We start from the raw sequence: 20,504 nt of genomic DNA, 5'->3' as shown, positions 1-20,504 counted from the left end.
ACAACAACATTATCGGGGAAAGTCATGAAATATACTCTTGCCTTACTGGGGATGTTTAGTAGTTATACGTTTGCAGCAGCACCTCTACCTTCTTATAGCGAAGTCCGTTTAGGATTTGAAAGCATCGACTATAGTGAATCCTTAGCGGATGTCGCTGGTTTTGGACAATTGTCTCAATCGATTTCCGTTACCAATCCAGCGGTAAGGCAGTTGTCGTATACAGGTATAGATGAATATTGGGGGTTTTATATTGGCAGTGCAGCGACCATCTCGACGGAAATCGATCAGGAAGTATGGTCTTTAAAAGACTTTGGTGCGATCCAGCAAAATGATTTTAAGGTCAAAGCCAATGAGCTGGCATTTACTGCAGCGTATAATTATCAACGTGCTATTCAGCTTACATTTGGCATGAAAATATTCACCTCGAGTTTTACCCGCTCTAACTTTAAATTTGTTAACCCGGGTGCAACGCAATTTGATGATGCGTTAAAAGCATTACCGCGTGAGGAAGGCGATCCGGTCCCACGTTTTGATTTACCGGGACAAACGAAAGATGGTGATGATGTTCTACAAGATAACCAAGCTTCGCTGCTGCCTGTTATTTCGGTTACAGAGGATCAAATGGGGTTGTTGGCTACGTTAGGTGCTCGGTACGATAGCAAGCTGGCTAACCCCAAAGAAAAGCTCAGCTGGTATATTGAAGGCGAATTGAGTACACCGATATATAGCCGTATTCAGAACACCCAGTTTGAGGCAACAACACTCACTGATAGTTTTAACGGTTGGGGGGTAATGGCCAGAACGGGGGTCAGATACCAGCTAGTAGAGCATATTGCTGTGATGTTTGGTGTCGATGCTTACTACAAAGAACGAGATACAGTAACTGAAGAAGTCAATGGTCGACGTTTGCGTGTTCCTGAAATAGAGTATACTAACGTTTCTCTGACCGCAGGATTACAATGGAGTTACTAATGCGAATGAAGTTTGGCTTAGTGTTTGGGGTTGTACTATTAAACATAACGGGGTGCAAAACGCTAGATTCAGTGCAATCACTTGGTGGGTCTTCACCCTCTCATGAACAAGTACAAGCGGCATATAGTCGTGCCGAAGCTGCTTATCAGGAAGCACAGCAGGCAATGTATTTGGCTAATACTGAATCACTGATTGACTATGACCGTGCACGCGTTCAAAAAGCGCAAAAAGAATGGCAGGAATTGGAGGAGAGTTTTGCTGACTTAAAAGCGAAGCCATTTGAAGCACTAGATAGTGCCTCATTCTTTTCTTCTCAAACTGTCAGCGGTGAGATTATTGAACTCAGCCAAGAGGTGTTGGCTTTAGTCGGTGGCGCACAGGCGGCAAAGAACTTGATCCTATCTGTTTTAGAGCCTGTCCGTTCCCACTTTGCAGTGCTAGATAAATTTGCAGCTAAAGAGCACTTTCCTATTCGATATCGCAAATTAGATGAGACTCATAAAAAATACCGTGCGATGTTAGTTGATGGCAAGCAACCCGAAGTTGAATCAGAGCTTGCTGATTTCAATGCACAGTTGACGGCATTAGAAGTCAGTGCCGTTGAGCTTTATTACTTAGGTGAAACCTTGTCACAACTGCGTACTATTTCAGCATCATCAAAGGCAAAAATATTGCCAAGCGTTGTACTTGATGCGAGTAATAGCAGTGAATATGCCAAGGTATATATTCGAAATAATGTCCGTGACTATGAGCAGATTGAAGAAAAGGTGCATCTAGCTAAATTGCAGTTACTCAGAGTGGATAATCTTTATCAAGAACATATTTTTCGCAAAGAGGCGCTGAAAAATAATAAAGTTGAGGCCCAATTGCTTGAGTTGGAAAGTCACTTATTGGCTTTAACGGAAAAAGCTGGTTTAGGCGATTTACGTCACTTGAGCTTTGCTGAGCAATTGTCTGCGGTGAAGGATAAGCTTTAATTTCATAACAATTTTGGATGAGGTGCTAGGCCGGTTTATTTTGGCTTAGTACCTTTTATATAATAAATAATCATGCACTGTGTGTGCGTGATTAAGCAAAAAAAACATCTCCCACTTTAGATGTGCTAGTTACCAAAATTAAAACATTTAGCATTTTTAATCTAACATATATTTTTATTGGGTATATTTATCCTTGTTTTTTGGTAAAAACAAGTTATTCAAAATCAAAATTTCCATCCAAATAGATTAAGATCTCTGCCAATTTTACATCTACAGGCAAAAGTAAGCATGACAGCAGTAAACAACCAGAATTTGCTTCAACTTCGTTTTATTCAACAATCACATATTGATTCAGTTAAACCGTTTTTTTCGCGTTTGCCAGATAATCCTTATGCCGATGGTGCATTTCGCAAGCGCCGTTACTCAGTATTGAAGTTTGCTGAAGACAATGTGTCTATCCAGCCGACAAAAGCATTCGTACAAGATGATTCAATTAACCACTTTCAAGGTAATGTGGAACGCGTGTATGAAAACTTAGAAGCGGAGTTATTGCAGAGCGATGGTTTTAAGCATTTGCTGTCTGAGTTTAAAGCAATGACGGGTGTTGCAGACGATGCGGATATTGAAGTACATCAGTTTAGAATGTTGGCAATAGAGAGTGATACACCACCTGCACCAGAAGGTATTCACCAAGATGGCTTTGACCATGTATGTGTATGTGGCGTGTCTCATGAAAACATTGCTGGTGGTGAGCTCCTTGTTTATGAACACAAGGAAGCGGCGCCATGTTTTAAGATGGAAATAAAAGATGGCCTATTTGCACTTGTGAATGATCGTGAAGTTTGGCATAACGCCACTCCGATGAATAAACTCAATGCCGACCAAGTTGGCTACTTAGATTGTTTTGTATTTACAGCATAAAGAGGTCCACATGAACTTAATGCCAATCCGCCGTCAGTTTCCCGCTTTAATGCAGGAAGTTTCTGGTGTTTCACCAATATTTTTAGATGGCCCGGGTGGCTCACAAGTACCGCAGTCGGTCTTAAGTGCAATGTCTGCATATCTAGGTTATTTTAATTCAAACCTAGGTGGTGCGTTTTTCTCGAGTGATAAAACCGTTGAGCTAATGAGCCGTGCAAGGCAGTCAGTTGCACAGCTGCTTAATGCACCAAGTAGTGAGCAAATTGTCTTTGGTGCGAATATGACGAGCTTAACGTTCAGTTTTAGTCGTGCAATATCAAGGCAGTGGCAAGCGGAAGATGAAGTAATTGTGACCAACGCAGATCACTATTCAAATGTATCTTCTTGGCGTCAAGCGGCAGAGGACAAAGGTGCCAAAGTACATGCTTTGCGCATCAATGAATCAGATTGCACGCTGGATCTGGATCACTATGCGTCGTTACTTAACAGCAACACTAAGCTGGTGGCTGTGACGTATGCATCAAATACCACAGGCTCTATTAACGACATTAAGCAGATCATTGCTATGGCACACGAAGTAGGTGCTCTGGTATATGTCGATGCCGTGCATTTTGCACCGCATGAACTGATTGATGTACAAGCATTAGATTGTGACTTCTTAGCGTGTTCAGCTTATAAATTCTTTGGTCCACATGTTGGTATTGTTTATGGTAAGCGTGAACATCTTGAAGGTTTTACACCTTATAAAGTGGAGCCTGCAAAAGACGTGATCCCTGGACGTTGGGAAACGGGTACGCAGAGCTTTGAAGGTTTGGCTGGTGTTATCGCTGCGATTGAATACATTGCCTCTTTGAGTGACTTGCCAGAGTCTGAGCCATTACGAGTCAGATTAGAGCAAGCATTTGCGAATTCAAAAGCACATGAAATGGCTTTGAGTCAGCACTTTTTAACACGACTTAGTGAATTTCCGCAGATCAAGCTGTTCGGAATTGACGACTTATCTCGCCTGAGCGAGCGTACTCCGACATTCGCTTTGACGTTTGAAGGTTTAGAACCACGCAAAGTGTCAGAGTTTCTAGGTCAGCACCATGTGTGCGTATGGGATGGGAACTTTTATGCGCAGGGCTTGTGTGAGCAATTAGGTGTGATGGACAAAGGCGGTGTAGTGCGCATTGGCTGTATGCATTACAACACCATTGAAGAGCTAGATAGGCTGTTCGAATTGTTCACAGAACTGCTCAATTAAATTTAACAAACAAGGATGCGTCAGCATCCTTTTTTAGTTGGATACGAACAATTTTAATATTTAAGCAAAACATTTTACTATGTCATACCTAACAGAGCGTGTGTAATGAAATAATGTACGGATTGAAATCATTGATTTTAAACTGAGTTGGTGGTTATTTATTAATCAGGGACGTGGTCGCCCTATTAAAAATAAGTACAACATAAAAAGGAAATAATGATGAAAATCACATTGAATAAACGTTCGGTTAAGAAATTATCTACTAACAATAAAGCGTTAAACCCTGAGCAAACACCTAATGTAGCGGGTGGTATGTACGCAAGCTCACCACATGTACCTGGTTGTATTTCTTACAACGGTTGGACATGTAATTCTATGTATAACTGTTAAGCAGTTATTGACTACAGGGCTTTAGTGAGCACTGTAGTCATTATGAGCAGTTTAGAGTTTTTCTTCGATAAAGTGGTTGAGCTTATGAATACGCTCACTCATGCCTGCAATGATTTTGTCTTTAATTTTCTCTCTTATCACCGCTGGTAATTTGGTGAGTGCCTCAGAAGTGATGGCTAATACGATGGTATCTGATATGGCTTGAGCACTGGTGCTGCGTTCTCGATTCGATATGAATGCGCCTTCACCGACAAACTCACCGGGCCCCACATGGCCAATATCTATATGACTTTTCTCGGCGAAAATACGTAGCTCACCAGTTAGAATAATGTACAAGCGACTATCTTGCTCAAAACGTTTAAATGCATAGCGATCTTTGCTGATCAAATATAAATGGCTAAACGATTCTAACAAAACCTGCCGCTCAGCAAGTGTGAACTCAGAAAAAAAGTCTAAGCGGTTGATGATTTCAAGTTGTTTTATCGTCGTGATGTTTTCTAGCAGCTTCATGCTCGGTCAATCATTTAGTCATTTTCTAGCATATTGCGCTCTTTGAGCTTTCTGGTCAATGTATTACGGCCCCAGCCTATTTTTAGTGCCGCATCTTGTTTGTGACCATGGCATGCTGCGAGTGCAGATTTTATCAGTCTTGTCTCTAGCTGGGCTTGCACTTGAGGCCATATATGGTCTTCTCCCAGTCTCAGTTGCTGATCTAACCAAAGTTGAAAGGCATCAAGCCAGTCCTGATTTTCTTCAAGCTTAGCTGTATTGCTAGGTTGTGCAAGCTCTGGCGGTAAGTCCTGTGGACCAACCATATCCCCCGGCGCCATGACGGTTAGCCAGCGGCAGGTATTTTCTAATTGCCTGACATTGCCTGGCCAATGAAAAGCACACATATGATCTAACGCTTTGTCTGTAAGTACTTTGCTAGGAACTTTGAGTTCTTTGGCACTTTTCGCTAGAAAGTATTCTGCTAACTTGGCAATATCAACGCTTCTTTCTCGAAGCGGTGGGATCCGTAGTCTTACCACATTAAGGCGATGAAATAAGTCTTCTCTAAATTTTCCTTCACTGACCAGCTTTTCTAAATCCTGATGCGTCGCAGCCAGTATTCTGACATCAACTTTGACACTTTGGTGGCCGCCGACACGGTAGAATTCACCGTCAGCAAGTACTCGCAGTAAACGCGTCTGCACATCGAGCGGCATGTCTCCAATTTCGTCTAAAAACAGTGTACCGCCATTGGCTTGTTCAAAGCGTCCTCGGCGGACGCTATCGGCACCCGTAAATGCGCCTTTTTCGTGCCCAAAGAGTTCAGATTCAACTAAATCTTTTGGAATAGCAGCCATGTTTAGCGCAATGAAAGTGTTATTTTTGCGAGGGCTGTGATTATGTAGGGCACCGGCAACGAGCTCTTTACCTGTGCCCGACTCGCCATTGATGAGTACGCTCATACTCGACGCAGAGAGCTTGCCTATAGCTCTAAATACTTCTTGCATGGCCGGTGCCTCGCCAATGATATCTGGTTGGTCAACGGTTGCATCCTGCGGTTTGCTCTTCGCGTTTTGTTGTGCTGCGCGATAAGCTCTATCAACAAGGGAAGTGGCTTCTTCTAAATCAAACGGCTTTGCAAGGTATTCAAACGCGCCTTTTTGAAATGCATTAACGGCAGAGTCAAGGTCAGAGTGCGCAGTCATGATGATCACTGGCAAAGATGGATATAATCGATTCACTTCCTCGAGTAAGGCCATGCCATCTATGCCTGGCATACGCACATCAGACATTAAAACGGCAGGTTGACCATATTCAAGTGCTGTTAATACGTCTTGCCCATTGGCAAAGCTTTCAGTTGCAAAGCCAGCTCTCGATAGCGCTTTTTCCAATACAAAGCGAATTGAGGCATCATCATCGACTAACCACACACTTTTCATTAATTTGCTCCCTAACTTTCTTCAAAGGGTAAGTAGATACAAAACTCGGTATGTCCCGGCCAACTGTCACATTCAATAAACCCCTTGTGTTGCTCAACCAAGGTTTGTGCGATTGATAAACCAAGTCCAGAGCCACCTTCTTTATTGGTGACCATGGGGTAAAAAAGCGTCGCTTTGATAGCTTCATCTATACCCGGGCCATTATCGGCAATTTTTATTAAGAGTGCTTTTCTCAACATTAACTTACCGCGTCGCACTCGGTGGCAAATCCGTGTGGTGACGCGTATTTTGCCTTGACCTTTGAGTGCTTGCTGAGCATTTCTGACGATATTGAGCACTACTTGCTGTATTTTCGACTCATCAACGTAAATATCTGGAATACTCGGATCATAATCCTTATGCAAAGTGATGCTATGTTCAGTATCTAGTGCACTGAGTTTCAATATAGACTCAAGCACTTTATGAATATTACACAGCGTTCGCTTTGGCAGTTCATTTGGGCCCAACAGTCTATCTACGAGCTCTCTTAAGCGGTCTGCTTGCTCTATGATCAACTGAGCACATTCATTGCGTTCTTGTTGGTCTACTTCATACTGCAATAATTGCGCCGCTCCGCGTATACCACCGAGTGGGTTTTTGATTTCATGGGCTAATCCGCGAATGAGGTTGCGGGCAGCCTGATATTGATGCGCTTGATTGAAGGCTTTATCAAAGCGCAGCTCTTCATCAATACGCCTGCATTCTAGTTGAATGTATTGACGTTTATTATGGTTGAGTTTGCGCGCGAATAAATTGATGGTACTGGCACGGTTATCAATAAAGACAACGTCTACCTTGTGTTGTTGGCAGTCGATACCGTCTTCAAGCACATAGCGTTTGAGCCGTTTTAAGTCGATTAAATGGTGGTGGAAAATACTTTCAAACGGCTGTTCAATCAGTCGTTTCTGGCCTAGACCTAAGAGCTCGCTGGCACTGTTGTTGGCATAGTGAATTTTAAAGTCTTCATCGAGTAAAATTATCGAAGTTGACAGGTTTTGCCACAGTTCCGGCAGTATTGATGAATTGAGGTGTTCCATTATGGGTCGCCTTGCACCAAATTGGTGCATATTAATCTAACACAAAAAAACCGTGTTTGCTGTTGTTATTGGTTTGAGTAATCAAATGTACTGTTTTTATAAGATTATTGATTGGCTCTGGCTTTATGTAGATAAAAAATCGTCTCATCACTTTTGGTGACGACATTTCCTTTAGAGTCAAATACCATAAGTTGTAAAGAGTGTTCACCGCGCTCAATATTTCGCAGTGCAAATGTGATCGTGTGTTGCTTTGGACCTGTTGGTTTGCCATCCAAAAATAGCTGTACGGTAAAGTCTTTCGCAAATCTTGGGGTGATCTGCCCGCTCACATAAACACTACCGGTATTATCTCGCAACGTTTGCTTGTGATTCGGGGCGATAATTGATGCTTTGTACTGTTGCTTGGATTGATCTTGAGTACCACTGCCCAGTACTGAAGTGTCAGTTGCCGGCATGGTTAAAAAGTGGGTATTGATTTTAACTTCAGCTGCGCCTTTTTTTGGCGTATCCGAATACACCCAATTCCCCTTGTCGTCTTTCCAGCGATAGACTTTTTTATCAGCGAACGCAGTATGGCTTGCTAGACATAATATTATCACTAACCACAGTCGACTCACAGCAACCTCACTTTACTCAATTCAATCGTGCCAAAGCGCATCATCATTGTCAGATTCTCAATTATGGTGTCAGTGCGAACACTCACCGTTTAACTGTAGAGGTTTTAGCGCGGTTTTGCCATTAAAAAAGCCCGCAAAAGCGGGCTTGAGAACACATATGATTTAAGCGCGCAGTTACACTATAAAATGCAGTGAATATTGCGCATAGATAGATAACTATCTCTATTCACTGCAAGTAATTTGCGAATTAAACGCTGTAGTACATTTCAAACTCAACTGGGTGAGTTGTCATGTTTAGCTTTTCAACTTCTTGAGACTTAAGTGCAATATATGCATCGATTAGGTCATCAGTGAAAACACCGCCTTGTGTCAAGAACTCACGGTCAGCGTCAAGTGAAGCCAATGCTTCTTCTAAAGATGCTGCAACAGTTGGGATTTCAGCTGCTTCTTCAGCTGGTAGATCGTAAAGATCTTTATCCATTGCATCACCAGGGTGGATTTTGTTTTTAATACCGTCAAGGCCAGCCATTAACATTGCAGAGAAAGCAAGGTAAGGGTTCGCCGTTGGGTCAGGGAAACGCACTTCGATACGACGTGCTTTCTCTGAAGGTACAACTGGAATACGGATTGAAGCTGAACGGTTACGTGCCGAGTAAGCAAGCATAACAGGTGCTTCGAAGCCAGGTACTAGGCGCTTGTATGAGTTAGTAGACGCGTTTGCAAATGCATTAATTGCTTTAGCGTGCTTGATGATACCGCCGATGTAGTAAAGTGCATCTTCAGATAGACCACCATATTTGTCACCAGCGAAGATGTTTTGACCATCTTTACCTAGAGACTGGTGACAGTGCATACCAGAACCGTTGTCGCCAACAACTGGCTTAGGCATGAAGGTTGCCGTTTTACCATAGTGGTGTGCCATGTTGTGGATAACGTACTTCATCTCTTGGATTTCGTCTGCTTTGATAACCATGGTATTGAAGCGTGTTGCGATCTCATTTTGACCTGCGGTTGCTACTTCATGGTGGTGCGCTTCTACAACTTGACCGAACTCTTCAAGTACTAGACACGTCGCACTTCTCCAGTCTTGTGAAGAATCAACAGGTGCTACTGGGAAATAGCCGCCTTTTACGCCAGGACGGTGACCCGTGTTGCCTTCCTCGTAGCTCTTGTCAGAGTTCCAAGAAGCTTCTTCAGCGTCAATAGAGTACATAGAACCTGACATGTCTGTTTTGTATTTAACGTCGTCGAATAAGAAGAACTCTGGCTCTGGGCCGAATAACACTGTGTCAGCAATACCAGTAGAGCGCATGTAGTCTTCAGCACGCTTAGCAACTGAACGTGGGTCACGCTCATAACCTTGCATGGTTGCCGGTTCTAATACGTCACAACGCACGATCATTGTTGTCTCTTCAGCAAACGGGTCAAGCTTCACTGTGCTTGCATCTGGCATTAATACCATGTCTGATTCGTTAATGCCTTTCCAACCAGCAATCGATGAACCGTCGAACATTTTACCGTCTTCAAAGAAGTCTTCATCGGCTTGATGATGAGGGATTGAAACGTGTTGCTCTTTACCTTTAGTGTCCGTGAAACGTAAATCTACAAACTTTACTTCATTCTCTTTAATAAAATCTAAAACCGATTGTGACATGTGTCCTCCGACTCGTGGGTTATTTTTTTGCTGCAATAATTTGCTTAACTGCGCTGTTATAAGCGTGATCTATGCCAATAATATAACTTATTGTAAAATATAACTTATTTTGTTTTTGATGGTCATAAATGGTGTGATTGACCTAAATGGGTGCACCATATCAGGACGGGTTGCACTATTTTGGTGCAAGCCGTAAAGAGGCCTATTGACTGGTTTATTCCAACCACTCTAGCATGTTAAGTGAGTATAAAAATGCGGGACTTGCAGCACTGGATTGGGACAGTAATACGAACTCACAGGTTAAGCATAGTCCATTTATATTACCTAGGGGTAAGATAAATAAACCAGCCGCCATGACACACCAGATACAACATCTCAGGAAGGAAATTATCATGATATTGCATGCTGATTGACGGCTGGTTTGAGACATGGCTAAGCGCCTTTTAATGCGTATTGTGCAGGCTGGCGAATAATGCTCCACGCTGACAGTAAGGTGATACCCACAACTAGACTTGCTATCAGGGTCACAGGGATCAACCAACTCCAGATATTCATCATTTGCATGATGGGCGCAGACGCGGCACTAAAGTAACCGATAAGTAATGCGCAGGTGGCCGCAGCGACTGCGATTAAAAAGGGCTGCATATTTTCTGTCAGTACCAGTTTGAAAATTGCCACAGGGGTTGCACCAATTGACATTCTAATGCCTAGCTCATAGCGTCTTAAAGCAATGGCATAGCTAAATACGCCGTAAATACCAATACCTGCTAATATCACCGCAACCACAGAAAGCACGATAGTAAAAATACTGGCAACGCGCTGTGATTTAAGGTGGGAGGACAAAATTTGCTCTGTGGTTTGCAAGTCATAAACGCGTATTTGTGAATGTACTTGTGCCAGTAAATCATTAATATTTTGTCTAGATAGTTGTGCGTTGGGTTTGGTTTCGACGACAACAATAGGGTATCCAGTATTCACACGAGGGCGATAGGTTCTAGAAATTGGCAGTTGGTTTGGTAAATTCAAATTACCGACGATACCTACTACCGTGATAGGGTCACTGGAGTTACGTCCATACAGCTTTGCACCAATCGGGTCTTGTCCAGACGCTTTTATCATGTCAGCCATAAATTCATTGATGATCACCACTGGGGCTCTATCTCTGGCCTCAGCATCGGTAAAGTGACGTCCTTGCATTAAACTTAAACCGAATGTTTCAAAATAAGCGCGTGTTCCCCAGACGCGTTTGTGTGACACGATAGGCTTATCCATACCTGGTTGTAACTGTGATTGGTATGTAGAAAACTGCTCCAACCAATAGGAGATCGGTGGATAACTACCGACACCGGCTCGCACGATGTCACTGTGTTGGTTAAGTCGCTCTGTTGCTTCAAGCACCATTGTGGCGCGCTGTTCTGGAGACATTTCAGTCAGTAAGGTGCCAACATTTAAAGCGATCTGCGAGGTATTTTCAGTATTGATATGTGTCGGGGCTGTCAGCTGTGCCCAGCTTTGCTTGAAAATACTCACACATAAGACCAGCAGAGTGATACAAAAAAATACTTGCATAGAAACCAGTACTTGGCGCGTGTGTTTAGATACTTGTACGCCAGACCCTTTACCACTGCTTTGCAATGCACCAATAATGGCATTGTAATTAAGCTGCTTGCTGACCACCCAGGCGAGTGCAAAATTAAGAGCGAGTGTTAAGACAATTGCAAATAGCACTGTGTTCAGATTGAGGCTGAGTTCATCTAACCGGGCAAGTGGGCCTGCATATCCAGCTTTTAATAAGCCCAAAATAAGGCTCACAATACCGGTGGCAACAAGGAGTGCGACAGCGAATAGCAAAGATAATTCAACCAGTACTTGCTTGAAGAGGTGGTGAGGCTGCGCGCCTAATGCAGCTTGAATAGCAAAGGCTCGTTGTTGTTCAACAGCGCGAGATAAAACGAGATTGCCGATATTGCTGAGGGCAATAAGTAGCAGGACCACACTGCCTGCAAGCATCATGACACTGGTATTGCCTGCATCGCCAATAATACGTGATTTGTAAGTGGTAAAACGCCATTTGACTTCAGTATTTGCTACCGTAGGATCATCTGCAACGGCTGCTGGATAGCGTGCCATCACCCAGTTATTGAGTGCGAGCTGAGTACGGTTGATATCCGCATCTTTGGTCAATTTACCGACCAAGTGAACCTGGTTTGAGGAAAATGTCCAAAGCGGATCTGGGGTATCGCGATAGTCGTATGGGAACCATACATCGGTGCGCCAAGTGGGGGTTGCTAATACCGGCTCAGCGAAGTGTTCAGCAGTGACACCAACGATGATAAAGCTGACACCTTTGAAAGTCACAGAGCGGTAGAGTACTTCACTGCTCCCACCAAAGTGTGTTTGCCAGACATCGTATGAGATTATGGCAACAGGTTGATTGCTGTCGAGTCCTTCCTCGTTTGTAAAGTGACGCCCTAATGCCAGAGGCGCATCGATGATCTGCATATATTCAGGTGTGATGGCGCCGGTGTTAAAGGTTGGGCTGTTTGGTAAGCTTTGCTCAACATCAATACTGATATTGTGTAGTGCAAAAGTCTCGATACCTGGGTGTTTATCTTTGTAAGCTTCAACTGCGCCTAAAAAGGGCAGGTAGTTTTCACGCTTTACTTCACCGTCAGCCAGTAGTTGGCCTTGGACTAAGAATAGCCGATCCTGATCTGGATAAGGCAGTGGCGCTGCGATGATCTGGTAATTGAGGTTATACATCGCCACCATCACACCTAGCGTGACACCCAAGGTCATGATGATGGTCAGTGCATAGCTTTTTACTCTTGCTAGGCTTTTGATTGCGATTAATAAATTGTGTTTCAACATAATGGCACCTACTTACTGTGCAAGTGGAATTTCAAATGCATGCTTGGGGTCGCTATGCTCTTCACTGTCGATGATTTTGCCATCGAGTAAGTGGAGCTGCCGAGTCGCCATATCGGCGTAGCGCGGATCGTGCGTCACCATACATAAGGTGGTGCCTTCGGCATTGAGCTGCTGCAACATGGCCATCACTGCATCGCCGTTGATTGAATCGAGGTTACCTGTGGGCTCATCGACTAGCAGCATGCTCGGCTGTCCTACCAGCGCTCGGGCAATGGCAATACGCTGTTGTTGACCACCGGAAAGTTGGTTAGGTTTGTGGCTCGCACGATGGCTCATATCGACTTTGGCAAGGCAAGCTTCCACGGCTTGCTTGATCTGCTCTTCTGGCATGGGTTCTTTGCGGTATCTAAGCGGTAGTGCGACATTGTCATAGACCGTCAGTTCATCAATTAGGTTAAACGACTGAAATATGAAACCGACTTTTTCGTTGCGAATATATGCTGACTGCGCCAACGTCAGCTGGCTGACTTCTTCTCCTTCAATTTGGTACTGACCAGAAGTGGGCATGTCTAACAGCCCTAAAATAGAGAGTAACGTCGATTTACCGCAGCCAGATGGGCCACAGATGGAGACAAAGTCGCCGCGATAAATGGTGAGATCTATGCCTCTTAATGCATGGGTTTCCATTTCTTCGGTGCTGAATACCTTGGTCACGCCCGACATTGTTAATACGCTTTCTTTCATGTCTAATTCCTTTCTTTTAATTCTTGTTATTGGGTTCAAAGTAACGTGATGGCCTTATGCTCACTGTGCTGTGTCATATCAGAGAGAATGACACGCTGGTTTTCTTGCGCACCTTGTAGAATTTGCAAGTGTCGACCCGCGTCTTCGCCGAATCGCACTGTGGTTGCAACAGCTTGATCCCCGTCGATGATGTATAGCTCGGTTGCGCTATGGGCTTGCTTATTCGCTGGTCGCTCGACATATAAAGCGTTGCTTAATTGACTTGTGAGGATCTCTGCTTCTACGCTTAATTCTGGTCTAGCCGACTCAGGCACTCCCTTAGTAAACGACAGTTCCACTTCGATAGTGCCATCTTGCACTTGTGGCGTGATCCGAGTAACGGCAGCGGGAACACGTTCACGGCGAGTATCAATCGTTGCGGATTGTCCGACTTTTATTTGCTCCGCTTTTGATTGTGGTACGCGGATCAGTGCTTGTAAGTCTGAGTTGCTGCCTACTTGCGCTAATTCTTGGCCTGCCGATACGCTTTGACCAAGCTCAACGGCGAGGCGTTGGATAGTTCCGCTGATCCCCGCTGTGACTTCGAGTTGCTGAGCGCGCTGCTCTAGTCTCGCTAAATTTGAACGCGCTTGGTTTACCTGCTGTTGAGAGATTTCGATGTCTTCTTGGTGTAATTGTGCCAGTTGCGCAATACGTTGGCGCTGTAGTTCAGTGCGTGCACTGAGCTGTTGCTCCTCTAACTCTGCAGTTTGCACGTCGATGGCAGGGATAACACCTTGATCACGCAGTACTTGCTGCGCTTTGCGGCGCAGAACCAGTGATTGATACTGGCTTTCCAATTGTGCTTGGGTGGCTTTTTCTGACAAGCGCTCTCGTTGGTTGGCAAGCTTTTGACGACGCAAATTAGCCTCTTGTTCTTCAAGTGCCATGCGTGCTGTTTCAATTGACTGTTTTAGGTCGGGATCTTGCATTCTTAAAATCACAGAGTCCGGCGTCACAACGGCACCTGGGCGCAGCAGTATTTCACTGACCGTCGCACTGCTCTGTGCAGTTAACAGTTTTTGTTGATTGGAGCGTAGGACGCCATATCCATCCACTTGGATAGCTAGATCACCTCGCTGTACTGTTGCGACAATCAAGCTGTTCTGTTGCAAGCTGGTGGAACTCGATGATGAAGTGAAGTGAAATACACCGCCCAGCACAGAGGCACAGATGACCATAGCCGTGATTTTTCTCTTGAGCGAGTGTTTTGGCGTGACTGTTTTTGATTTTGCGATGTCCATATTTATCTTTATATTTATTGATGATGTACAGGATTGAGCAAGCCATGTGCCAAAAAATAAGTTTTTGTTTTTTAAGGTTTTTGTTGTTTTTGTGTGGCTGGATTAATTAAGCAAAGTCCGAAACCGGACTTTGCTTTATTAAATTCGGACACTTAGTAAGTAGGTTGCGCTAATGTGATAACGGCACTGGCACCTCGTTGACCATCAACGCGATTAATTAATTGCAATTGGCCATTCATTTGCTCCGTCAGGTGCTGGCACAACATTAGGCCGATACCTTCACCTTGCTCCTTGGTCGAATAAAAAGGCACAAACAAGTTATCGGGGTTAATGAGGCCATGACCGTTGTCTGTTAGGCAAATTGTCGCGGTGTGATTTTTCAGTTTCAGTGATAGCGTGAGTTGCGGTGTGCCCGAGCAGGCTTCCAATGCATTTTTAGTTAAGTTGATAAGCACTTGCTTGAGTAACGTCACATCGCAGTTGAGCGTGAGATGTTGACCTTCTAACTGCCAGTTTGCCTGAGGATATAAAGCGCTCAGTTCCATACAAAGCTGTGAAAAAGGCTGAGCTGTGGCCTTTACCGTGACGCTTTGCTGTAACTGCGCATAGCGTTTTACGAATTCAGCTAGGTGCTCACAGCGTTCCACAATGATATCAAAAGCCGCGCTATCTCGCTCATTGCTTGCCCTATGCCTGAGCCTCTCTAACATGGTACTGACTGGGGTGAGAGAATTGCGGATCTCATGGCTAATAACCCGTATCAAACGTTGCCATGCCTTGAGCTCTTGCTCCCTCAACGCTATTTGGATATCCGTTATCACCAACAAATGATAGGTATGGCCGTTATGATTAAAGTTACTGTGGCGCATTTGCCAGCGTTGTTGGCGCTTTTCATCTTTGAAATGCCAATCAGGCTGATTACCTAAGCCGAGTCGTGCTGCACTGGTAAAGCGTAAGGTTTGCCAAGGTTGATCGAATAACGTCGTGCATGCTTGATTGCCGAAGCTCAGTTGCAAGCGCTCATCGAACACCAATATTGGCGTATTTAATTGCTTAACAAGTCGAAAAAGCAAGATGGATTCTTTGTCTTCATTGCTCTTTGTTGTAAGTAATTCATTACTTAATTCATTTAACTGGTGATGGAAGTCACCAATAATACCTGTGGTAAAACGGGCTTTTGCTCGCTGGCTAAAGTCTTGTTGCCGACAAGACTCAAGCTGGGTTGTACTGCGCAAATATGAAGATTTCACCTGTGTGATAACACCACTGAATATCCAAATAGTTGCCCCTAGCCAAATGATTAAACAACTGATTGTCACAGCATTGAAAATGGGGTGTGGCTGTGAAAAACCAAACTGCCAGCAAATCGTGAGCAAACCTATTTGCAAGAGGATCAGCAGCAGGCACTGTCTTTTCCAAAAGCCTTCTAAGCTATTATTCTTCCAGCGCATATTTTTCTAACCGTCGATACAGTGCCTGTTTAGTGATCCCAAGCTGCTGGGCTGCTTTGTTTTTATTGCCAGAAAATTTACTCAGCGCTTTTTCAATTAAATGTCTTTCGGCTTGTTCTAATGTCATCTCTGGGAGTGCGTTGATGGCATTGTTATTTTGTGTATTAGGTAGATGTAGGTCGGTGGCGAGAATGACGCCAGCTTGGCAAAGTAGCACGGCTCTTTCCATTAAATGACTCAGCTCGCGCGTATTACCGGGCCAGCGGTATTGCATCAATGCCTGTTTCGCGCAAGGGCTAATCGTGACACCTTGCTTGTTATACTTATTGCCATGTTTTGCTAAAAAGTGCTCGGCGAGAGGTACAATATCATCGACACGTTCCTGCAGTGCTGGAATGGTAAATGCGAATGTATTTAGGCGATAATATAAGTCTTGTCGAAATTCACCTTTGGTAATGAGTTGCTCAAATTCCGCGTTGGTTGCGCTGATAAGCCGCACATCACTGGTCAGGGTTTTGCTCGAGCCCACCATTTCAAATTCGCCTGTTTCAAGCACGCGCAACAGCTTGGCCTGCTGCGCAAGTGGCAATGTGCCTATCTCGTCTAAGAATAAGGTGCCTTTGTCAGCCAATGCAAATCGGCCTACGCGCTCAGTTTTGGCATCTGTGAATGCGCCTTTAACATGGCCGAACAGCTCGCTTTCGAATAACTGTTCAGGAATGGCAGCCATATTGAGTGAAATAAACGGCTGTGTATTTCGCAAAGACTGGTTATGAACCCAAGTGGCAATGTGGCTTTTCCCCACGCCATTTTCGCCAGTTATGAGGATATTGGCATCCGTTTGGGCCACGGCGCTGAGCTGGGCCATTAATTGCTGCATTGCCGCGCTTTGCCAAATGGGTTCATCCCCGTTTGGCGTAAGCGCTTGGCTGAGGGCTGAGTTACTTTTTTGCAGTCCTGATATTTTCAGTTGCTGCTGGATCACTTGTTCAAGGCGTTGGTTTTGCCAAGGTTTTTCAATAAAGTCGACAGCGCCCAGCTGCATGGCCTGCACTACTAAATCTGTGTTCGACCACGCTGTCATGGCGATCACTGGAATATCGATGGCGTCACGTTTGAGTCCGCGTAAAAAGCGCAGTCCTTCTTCGCCTGAGGTAGAGTCGAGATCAAAGTTCATGTCGAGCATGATTAAAGCAGGATGGGTATGGGAGAGAAATTCATGTGCTTGTACGGGGTTTTCGACTTCTTCGACTTGATAGCCGAAATCTTCCAGTACAAATCGTGCCGCGAGTCTCACCTCACGGTTATCTTCCACAATCAAAATCAGAGACTGTGACTTCATATATCGTTCCTTTGTTTTTCTTTTTGCCCATTTTGCTAAGGGCTTGTGACGCAGTTTAGTACTTTGTACAGGAACAAACAACCGGCAATAAATCAGCGGATTTGAGCAGTAAATTGCAGTAAAGAAGAAAAAAATCCTCTGGATAAACTTTCATCTGTCACATTATTAGGGGATAATACGCGACCTTTAATTGTGGAACGGTATCTTAGGTGCGCAATTTTGCGTGGATCGACTAGGATCACTGAAGGCCAACTTCTCTGAGTAACAGTAATGAGCATTGAAAAGTTAAGAAATATTGCGATTATCGCACACGTTGACCATGGTAAAACTACCCTAGTCGATAAGCTGCTAGAACAGTCTGGCACATTAGAGACACGCGGTGGCAACGAAGAGCGTGTAATGGATTCAAATGATATTGAAAAAGAGCGTGGTATCACAATCTTGGCGAAAAACACCGCCATTGAGTGGAACGACTACCATATCAATATCGTAGACACCCCGGGACACGCCGACTTTGGTGGTGAAGTAGAACGTGTACTATCAATGGTTGATTCTGTACTTCTACTAGTAGATGCACAAGAAGGTCCAATGCCTCAGACGCGTTTCGTAACGCAAAAAGCATTTGCCCTTGGCCTTAAGCCTATCGTTGTTATCAACAAAATTGACAAGCCAGGCGCGCGTCCTGACTGGGTTATGGATCAAGTATTTGACCTATTCGACAACCTAGGCGCGACAGATGAACAGCTTGATTTCCAAGTTATCTACGCATCTGCTATCAACGGTTGGGCGACACTTGATCTAGACGAGCCGTCTGACAACATGCAACCTATGTTTGAAGCGATTGTTGAGCAGGTAGAGCAGCCAGACGCAGATCCAGCTGGCGACTTCCAAATGCAGATCTCTCAGCTAGACTACAACTCTTACATCGGTGTAATCGGTGTTGGTCGTATCAAGCGCGGTACTGTTAAAGTAAACCAGCAGGTAACAATTGTTGGCGCTGATGGTAAAACACGTAACGGTAAAGTTGGCCAAGTACTGACTTATTTAGGTCTTGACCGTCACGAAGCGCAAGAAGCGCAAGCGGGCGATATCATTGCGATCACAGGTCTTGGTGAACTTAAGATCTCTGACACAGTATGTGATGTAAACGCAGTTGAAGCGCTACCTGCACTGTCTGTTGATGAGCCTACAGTAACAATGACGTTCTCTGTAAACACATCACCGTTCTCAGGCCAAGAAGGTAAATTCGTGACTTCACGTAACATCCTTGAGCGTCTTCAAGCTGAGCTTGTACACAACGTAGCACTTCGCGTTGAAGAAACAGATAACCCAGATAGCTTCCGCGTATCAGGTCGTGGTGAACTTCACCTAGGTATCCTAATCGAAAACATGCGTCGTGAAGGTTACGAGCTAGCTGTATCTCGTCCAGAAGTAATTCTTCGTGAAGTAGATGGCCAGTTAGAAGAACCGTACGAAACAGTAACGGTTGACGTTGAAGAAGAGCACCAAGGTTCTATCATGGAGCAACTTGGTCTTCGTAAAGCAGAAATGACTGACATGGCACCAGATGGTAAAGGTCGTATCCGTATGGACTTCATGATGCCTTCACGTGGTCTTATCGGTTTCCAAACTGACTTTATGACGCTGACATCTGGTTCTGGTCTAATGTACCACACGTTTGATCACTACGGCCCACACAAAGGCGGTAACATTGGTCAACGTAAGAACGGTGTACTTATCGCAAACGCGGCAGGTAAAGCACTGACTAACGCACTATTCAACCTTCAAGACCGTGGTAAGCTATTCATCGGTCACGGTGTTGAAGTGTACGAAGGTATGATCATCGGTATTCACGCACGTGATAACGACTTAACCGTTAACGCGCTTAAAGGTAAGCAGCTAACGAACGTTCGTGCATCAGGTACTGATGAAGCGCAAAACCTTGTGCCGCCAATCGTAATGACACTTGAGCAAGCTCTTGAGTTCATCGATGATGACGAGCTGGTAGAAGTAACGCCTGAAAGCATCCGTATTCGTAAGAAGCTATTGACTGAAAGTGAGCGTAAGCGCGCAAGCCGTCAAGCTAAATAAAGCTTAATTTCGAATATAAAAAACGCCGCGTACTACGCGGCGTTTTTGTTTATGTTACTTTACTAAAATAAACCGTATTCTTCCGTTTCTATTGGCGCATAGTCCTTTAAGTGCTCCGGCCTAAAAATCGCACTTGGGTCCAATACCAAGCTGTGATTATCACCTTGCTTGATCAGCCCTTTCATCATTTTTTTAGTTTGCGGGTCAATATCAAAACCGACATTGGTCATCTCGTGTAGTGGTTTAATATCTGATTCATCACAATGAATATTGTCTTCCACTTTATCCACTAATAGTCCTATGTGAGGCTGCTGACCATTTTCTGTGGTAAAGACGATAATCGGTTTGTGATCAAGAATAATTTGATCTCTGGCAGACTCAAACAGTCGTATCAATTTAGTAAAGGTTGTGAGCTTTTCTTTCTCTAGTAAGGCGATTGCTTGCTCTTTTTGGGCCTTACTGGACAAGGCGAGTATTTCATCGGCGATAGCATGTAAGCGAGTATGTGGCTCTTCAAAGCGCGCTAAAATTGCTTTTAAGTCTTCATTATCTGTTTTGAAGTTATAAAACCATTTGCCAAATTCTGATTGCTTGGGATCTCTGGCTTGAGTGAACGGGACGTCATTATGCACGCTGATCTCAAGCTCTGAGAGCCACGCTTTCTGGTCTTGCTCTCTTTGCTGTAACAGTTCAACCAAAGATTGGTTGGTGTCATATGAAGATTGGTTATTCAGGATAAGCCCCAAATCAAAGATTGGGGTTGGTGTGCCCATGTAATCTTTAACCCCCAAAAAGCTCGGGTTGTCATTGGGCAATGAAGTGAGGTTTCCTTCATAGCGTTCGGTCAATAAGATATCTAAAATTTTGAGCGATATTGTTTTTTTTCCTACTCGAAAATTGATCAGGTCCATGTTTGCCTCAAACATTAATTGCTTGAG

Annotated in this window: 17 protein-coding genes; 6 read left to right on the top strand and 11 right to left on the bottom strand. The window is 44.3% G+C overall.

Going from position 1 to position 20,504, the window contains the following annotated elements:
- Window positions 1–24: 24 nt before the first annotated feature.
- The 5 genes from L1077_RS04145 (at window position 25) to L1077_RS04125 (ending at window position 4,506) form a co-directional block, all read left to right on the top strand.
- On the top strand, window positions 25–972 hold the full coding sequence (locus L1077_RS04145) for an autotransporter outer membrane beta-barrel domain-containing protein (RefSeq protein ID WP_237135696.1): 948 nt from the start codon (window positions 25–27) through the stop codon (window positions 970–972).
- Window positions 972–1,949, top strand: a complete 978-nt coding sequence (locus tag L1077_RS04140; RefSeq protein WP_237135695.1) for a hypothetical protein — start codon at window positions 972–974, stop codon at window positions 1,947–1,949. Before L1077_RS04145 ends, L1077_RS04140 begins: the two co-directional genes overlap by 1 nt.
- Window positions 1,950–2,237: 288 nt before the next feature.
- The gene (locus L1077_RS04135) at window positions 2,238–2,870 is read left to right on the top strand and encodes a 2OG-Fe dioxygenase family protein (protein ID WP_237135694.1); all 633 of its coding nucleotides are present in this window, start codon (window positions 2,238–2,240) and stop codon (window positions 2,868–2,870) included.
- A gap of 10 nt (window positions 2,871–2,880) precedes the next feature.
- Window positions 2,881–4,116 carry a cysteine desulfurase-like protein gene (locus L1077_RS04130; protein WP_237135693.1) on the top strand — a complete coding sequence of 412 codons (1,236 nt, stop codon included), beginning with the start codon at window positions 2,881–2,883 and terminating at the stop codon, window positions 4,114–4,116.
- Between the two features lie 216 nt (window positions 4,117–4,332).
- Complete coding sequence (locus tag L1077_RS04125; protein ID WP_237135692.1) at window positions 4,333–4,506, top strand: hypothetical protein; 174 nt, start codon at window positions 4,333–4,335, stop codon at window positions 4,504–4,506.
- A gap of 51 nt (window positions 4,507–4,557) precedes the next feature.
- Here the strand turns inward: L1077_RS04125 and L1077_RS04120 are convergent, their stop codons facing one another.
- The 10 genes from L1077_RS04120 to L1077_RS04075 form a co-directional block, all read right to left on the bottom strand.
- Window positions 4,558–5,016: a Crp/Fnr family transcriptional regulator gene (locus tag L1077_RS04120; RefSeq protein ID WP_046358425.1), complete on the bottom strand. Its 459-nt coding sequence runs from the start codon at window positions 5,014–5,016 to the stop codon at window positions 4,558–4,560.
- A gap of 14 nt (window positions 5,017–5,030) precedes the next feature.
- On the bottom strand, window positions 5,031–6,437 hold the full coding sequence (gene ntrC, locus L1077_RS04115) for a nitrogen regulation protein NR(I) (RefSeq protein WP_063362780.1): 1,407 nt from the start codon (window positions 6,435–6,437) through the stop codon (window positions 5,031–5,033).
- 11 nt (window positions 6,438–6,448) lie between these two features.
- Entirely contained in the window at window positions 6,449–7,513 is a 1,065-nt protein-coding gene (gene glnL / locus L1077_RS04110) for a nitrogen regulation protein NR(II) (protein ID WP_237135691.1), read from the bottom strand.
- 104 nt (window positions 7,514–7,617) lie between these two features.
- Entirely contained in the window at window positions 7,618–8,130 is a 513-nt protein-coding gene (locus L1077_RS04105) for a DUF4124 domain-containing protein (RefSeq protein ID WP_237135690.1), read from the bottom strand.
- 247 nt (window positions 8,131–8,377) lie between these two features.
- A complete protein-coding gene (glnA, locus tag L1077_RS04100) occupies window positions 8,378–9,784 on the bottom strand; it encodes a glutamate--ammonia ligase (protein WP_237135689.1) in 1,407 nt (468 codons plus the stop codon).
- Between the two features lie 432 nt (window positions 9,785–10,216).
- A complete protein-coding gene (locus L1077_RS04095) occupies window positions 10,217–12,655 on the bottom strand; it encodes an ABC transporter permease (protein WP_237135688.1) in 2,439 nt (812 codons plus the stop codon).
- Window positions 12,656–12,667: 12 nt separating this feature from the next.
- On the bottom strand, window positions 12,668–13,399 hold the full coding sequence (locus L1077_RS04090) for an ABC transporter ATP-binding protein (RefSeq protein WP_237135687.1): 732 nt from the start codon (window positions 13,397–13,399) through the stop codon (window positions 12,668–12,670).
- A gap of 35 nt (window positions 13,400–13,434) precedes the next feature.
- Window positions 13,435–14,682 carry an HlyD family secretion protein gene (locus L1077_RS04085; RefSeq protein ID WP_237135686.1) on the bottom strand — a complete coding sequence of 416 codons (1,248 nt, stop codon included), beginning with the start codon at window positions 14,680–14,682 and terminating at the stop codon, window positions 13,435–13,437.
- Between the two features lie 152 nt (window positions 14,683–14,834).
- A complete protein-coding gene (locus L1077_RS04080) occupies window positions 14,835–16,133 on the bottom strand; it encodes a sensor histidine kinase (protein WP_237135685.1) in 1,299 nt (432 codons plus the stop codon).
- Window positions 16,117–17,475, bottom strand: a complete 1,359-nt coding sequence (locus L1077_RS04075; protein WP_237135684.1) for a sigma-54-dependent transcriptional regulator — start codon at window positions 17,473–17,475, stop codon at window positions 16,117–16,119. The genes L1077_RS04080 and L1077_RS04075 overlap by 17 nt, the downstream gene beginning before the upstream one ends.
- Window positions 17,476–17,745: 270 nt before the next feature.
- Here L1077_RS04075 and typA point away from each other — a divergent pair, with 270 nt between their 5' ends.
- On the top strand, window positions 17,746–19,566 hold the full coding sequence (typA, locus tag L1077_RS04070; protein WP_039607527.1) for a translational GTPase TypA: 1,821 nt from the start codon (window positions 17,746–17,748) through the stop codon (window positions 19,564–19,566).
- Between the two features lie 62 nt (window positions 19,567–19,628).
- Here the strand turns inward: typA and L1077_RS04065 are convergent, their stop codons facing one another.
- The gene (locus L1077_RS04065) at window positions 19,629–20,477 is read right to left on the bottom strand and encodes a chemotaxis protein CheW (protein ID WP_063362872.1); all 849 of its coding nucleotides are present in this window, start codon (window positions 20,475–20,477) and stop codon (window positions 19,629–19,631) included.
- Between the last annotated feature and the right edge of the window lie 27 nt (window positions 20,478–20,504).

Source organism: Pseudoalteromonas luteoviolacea, from assembly GCF_021654285.1.
In the GTDB taxonomy this organism is placed as follows: Bacteria; Pseudomonadota; Gammaproteobacteria; order Enterobacterales; family Alteromonadaceae; genus Pseudoalteromonas; species Pseudoalteromonas luteoviolacea_J.
The sequence above is the reverse complement of the archived record's forward strand: the minus strand, read 5'-3'. Positions and strand labels throughout refer to the sequence as shown.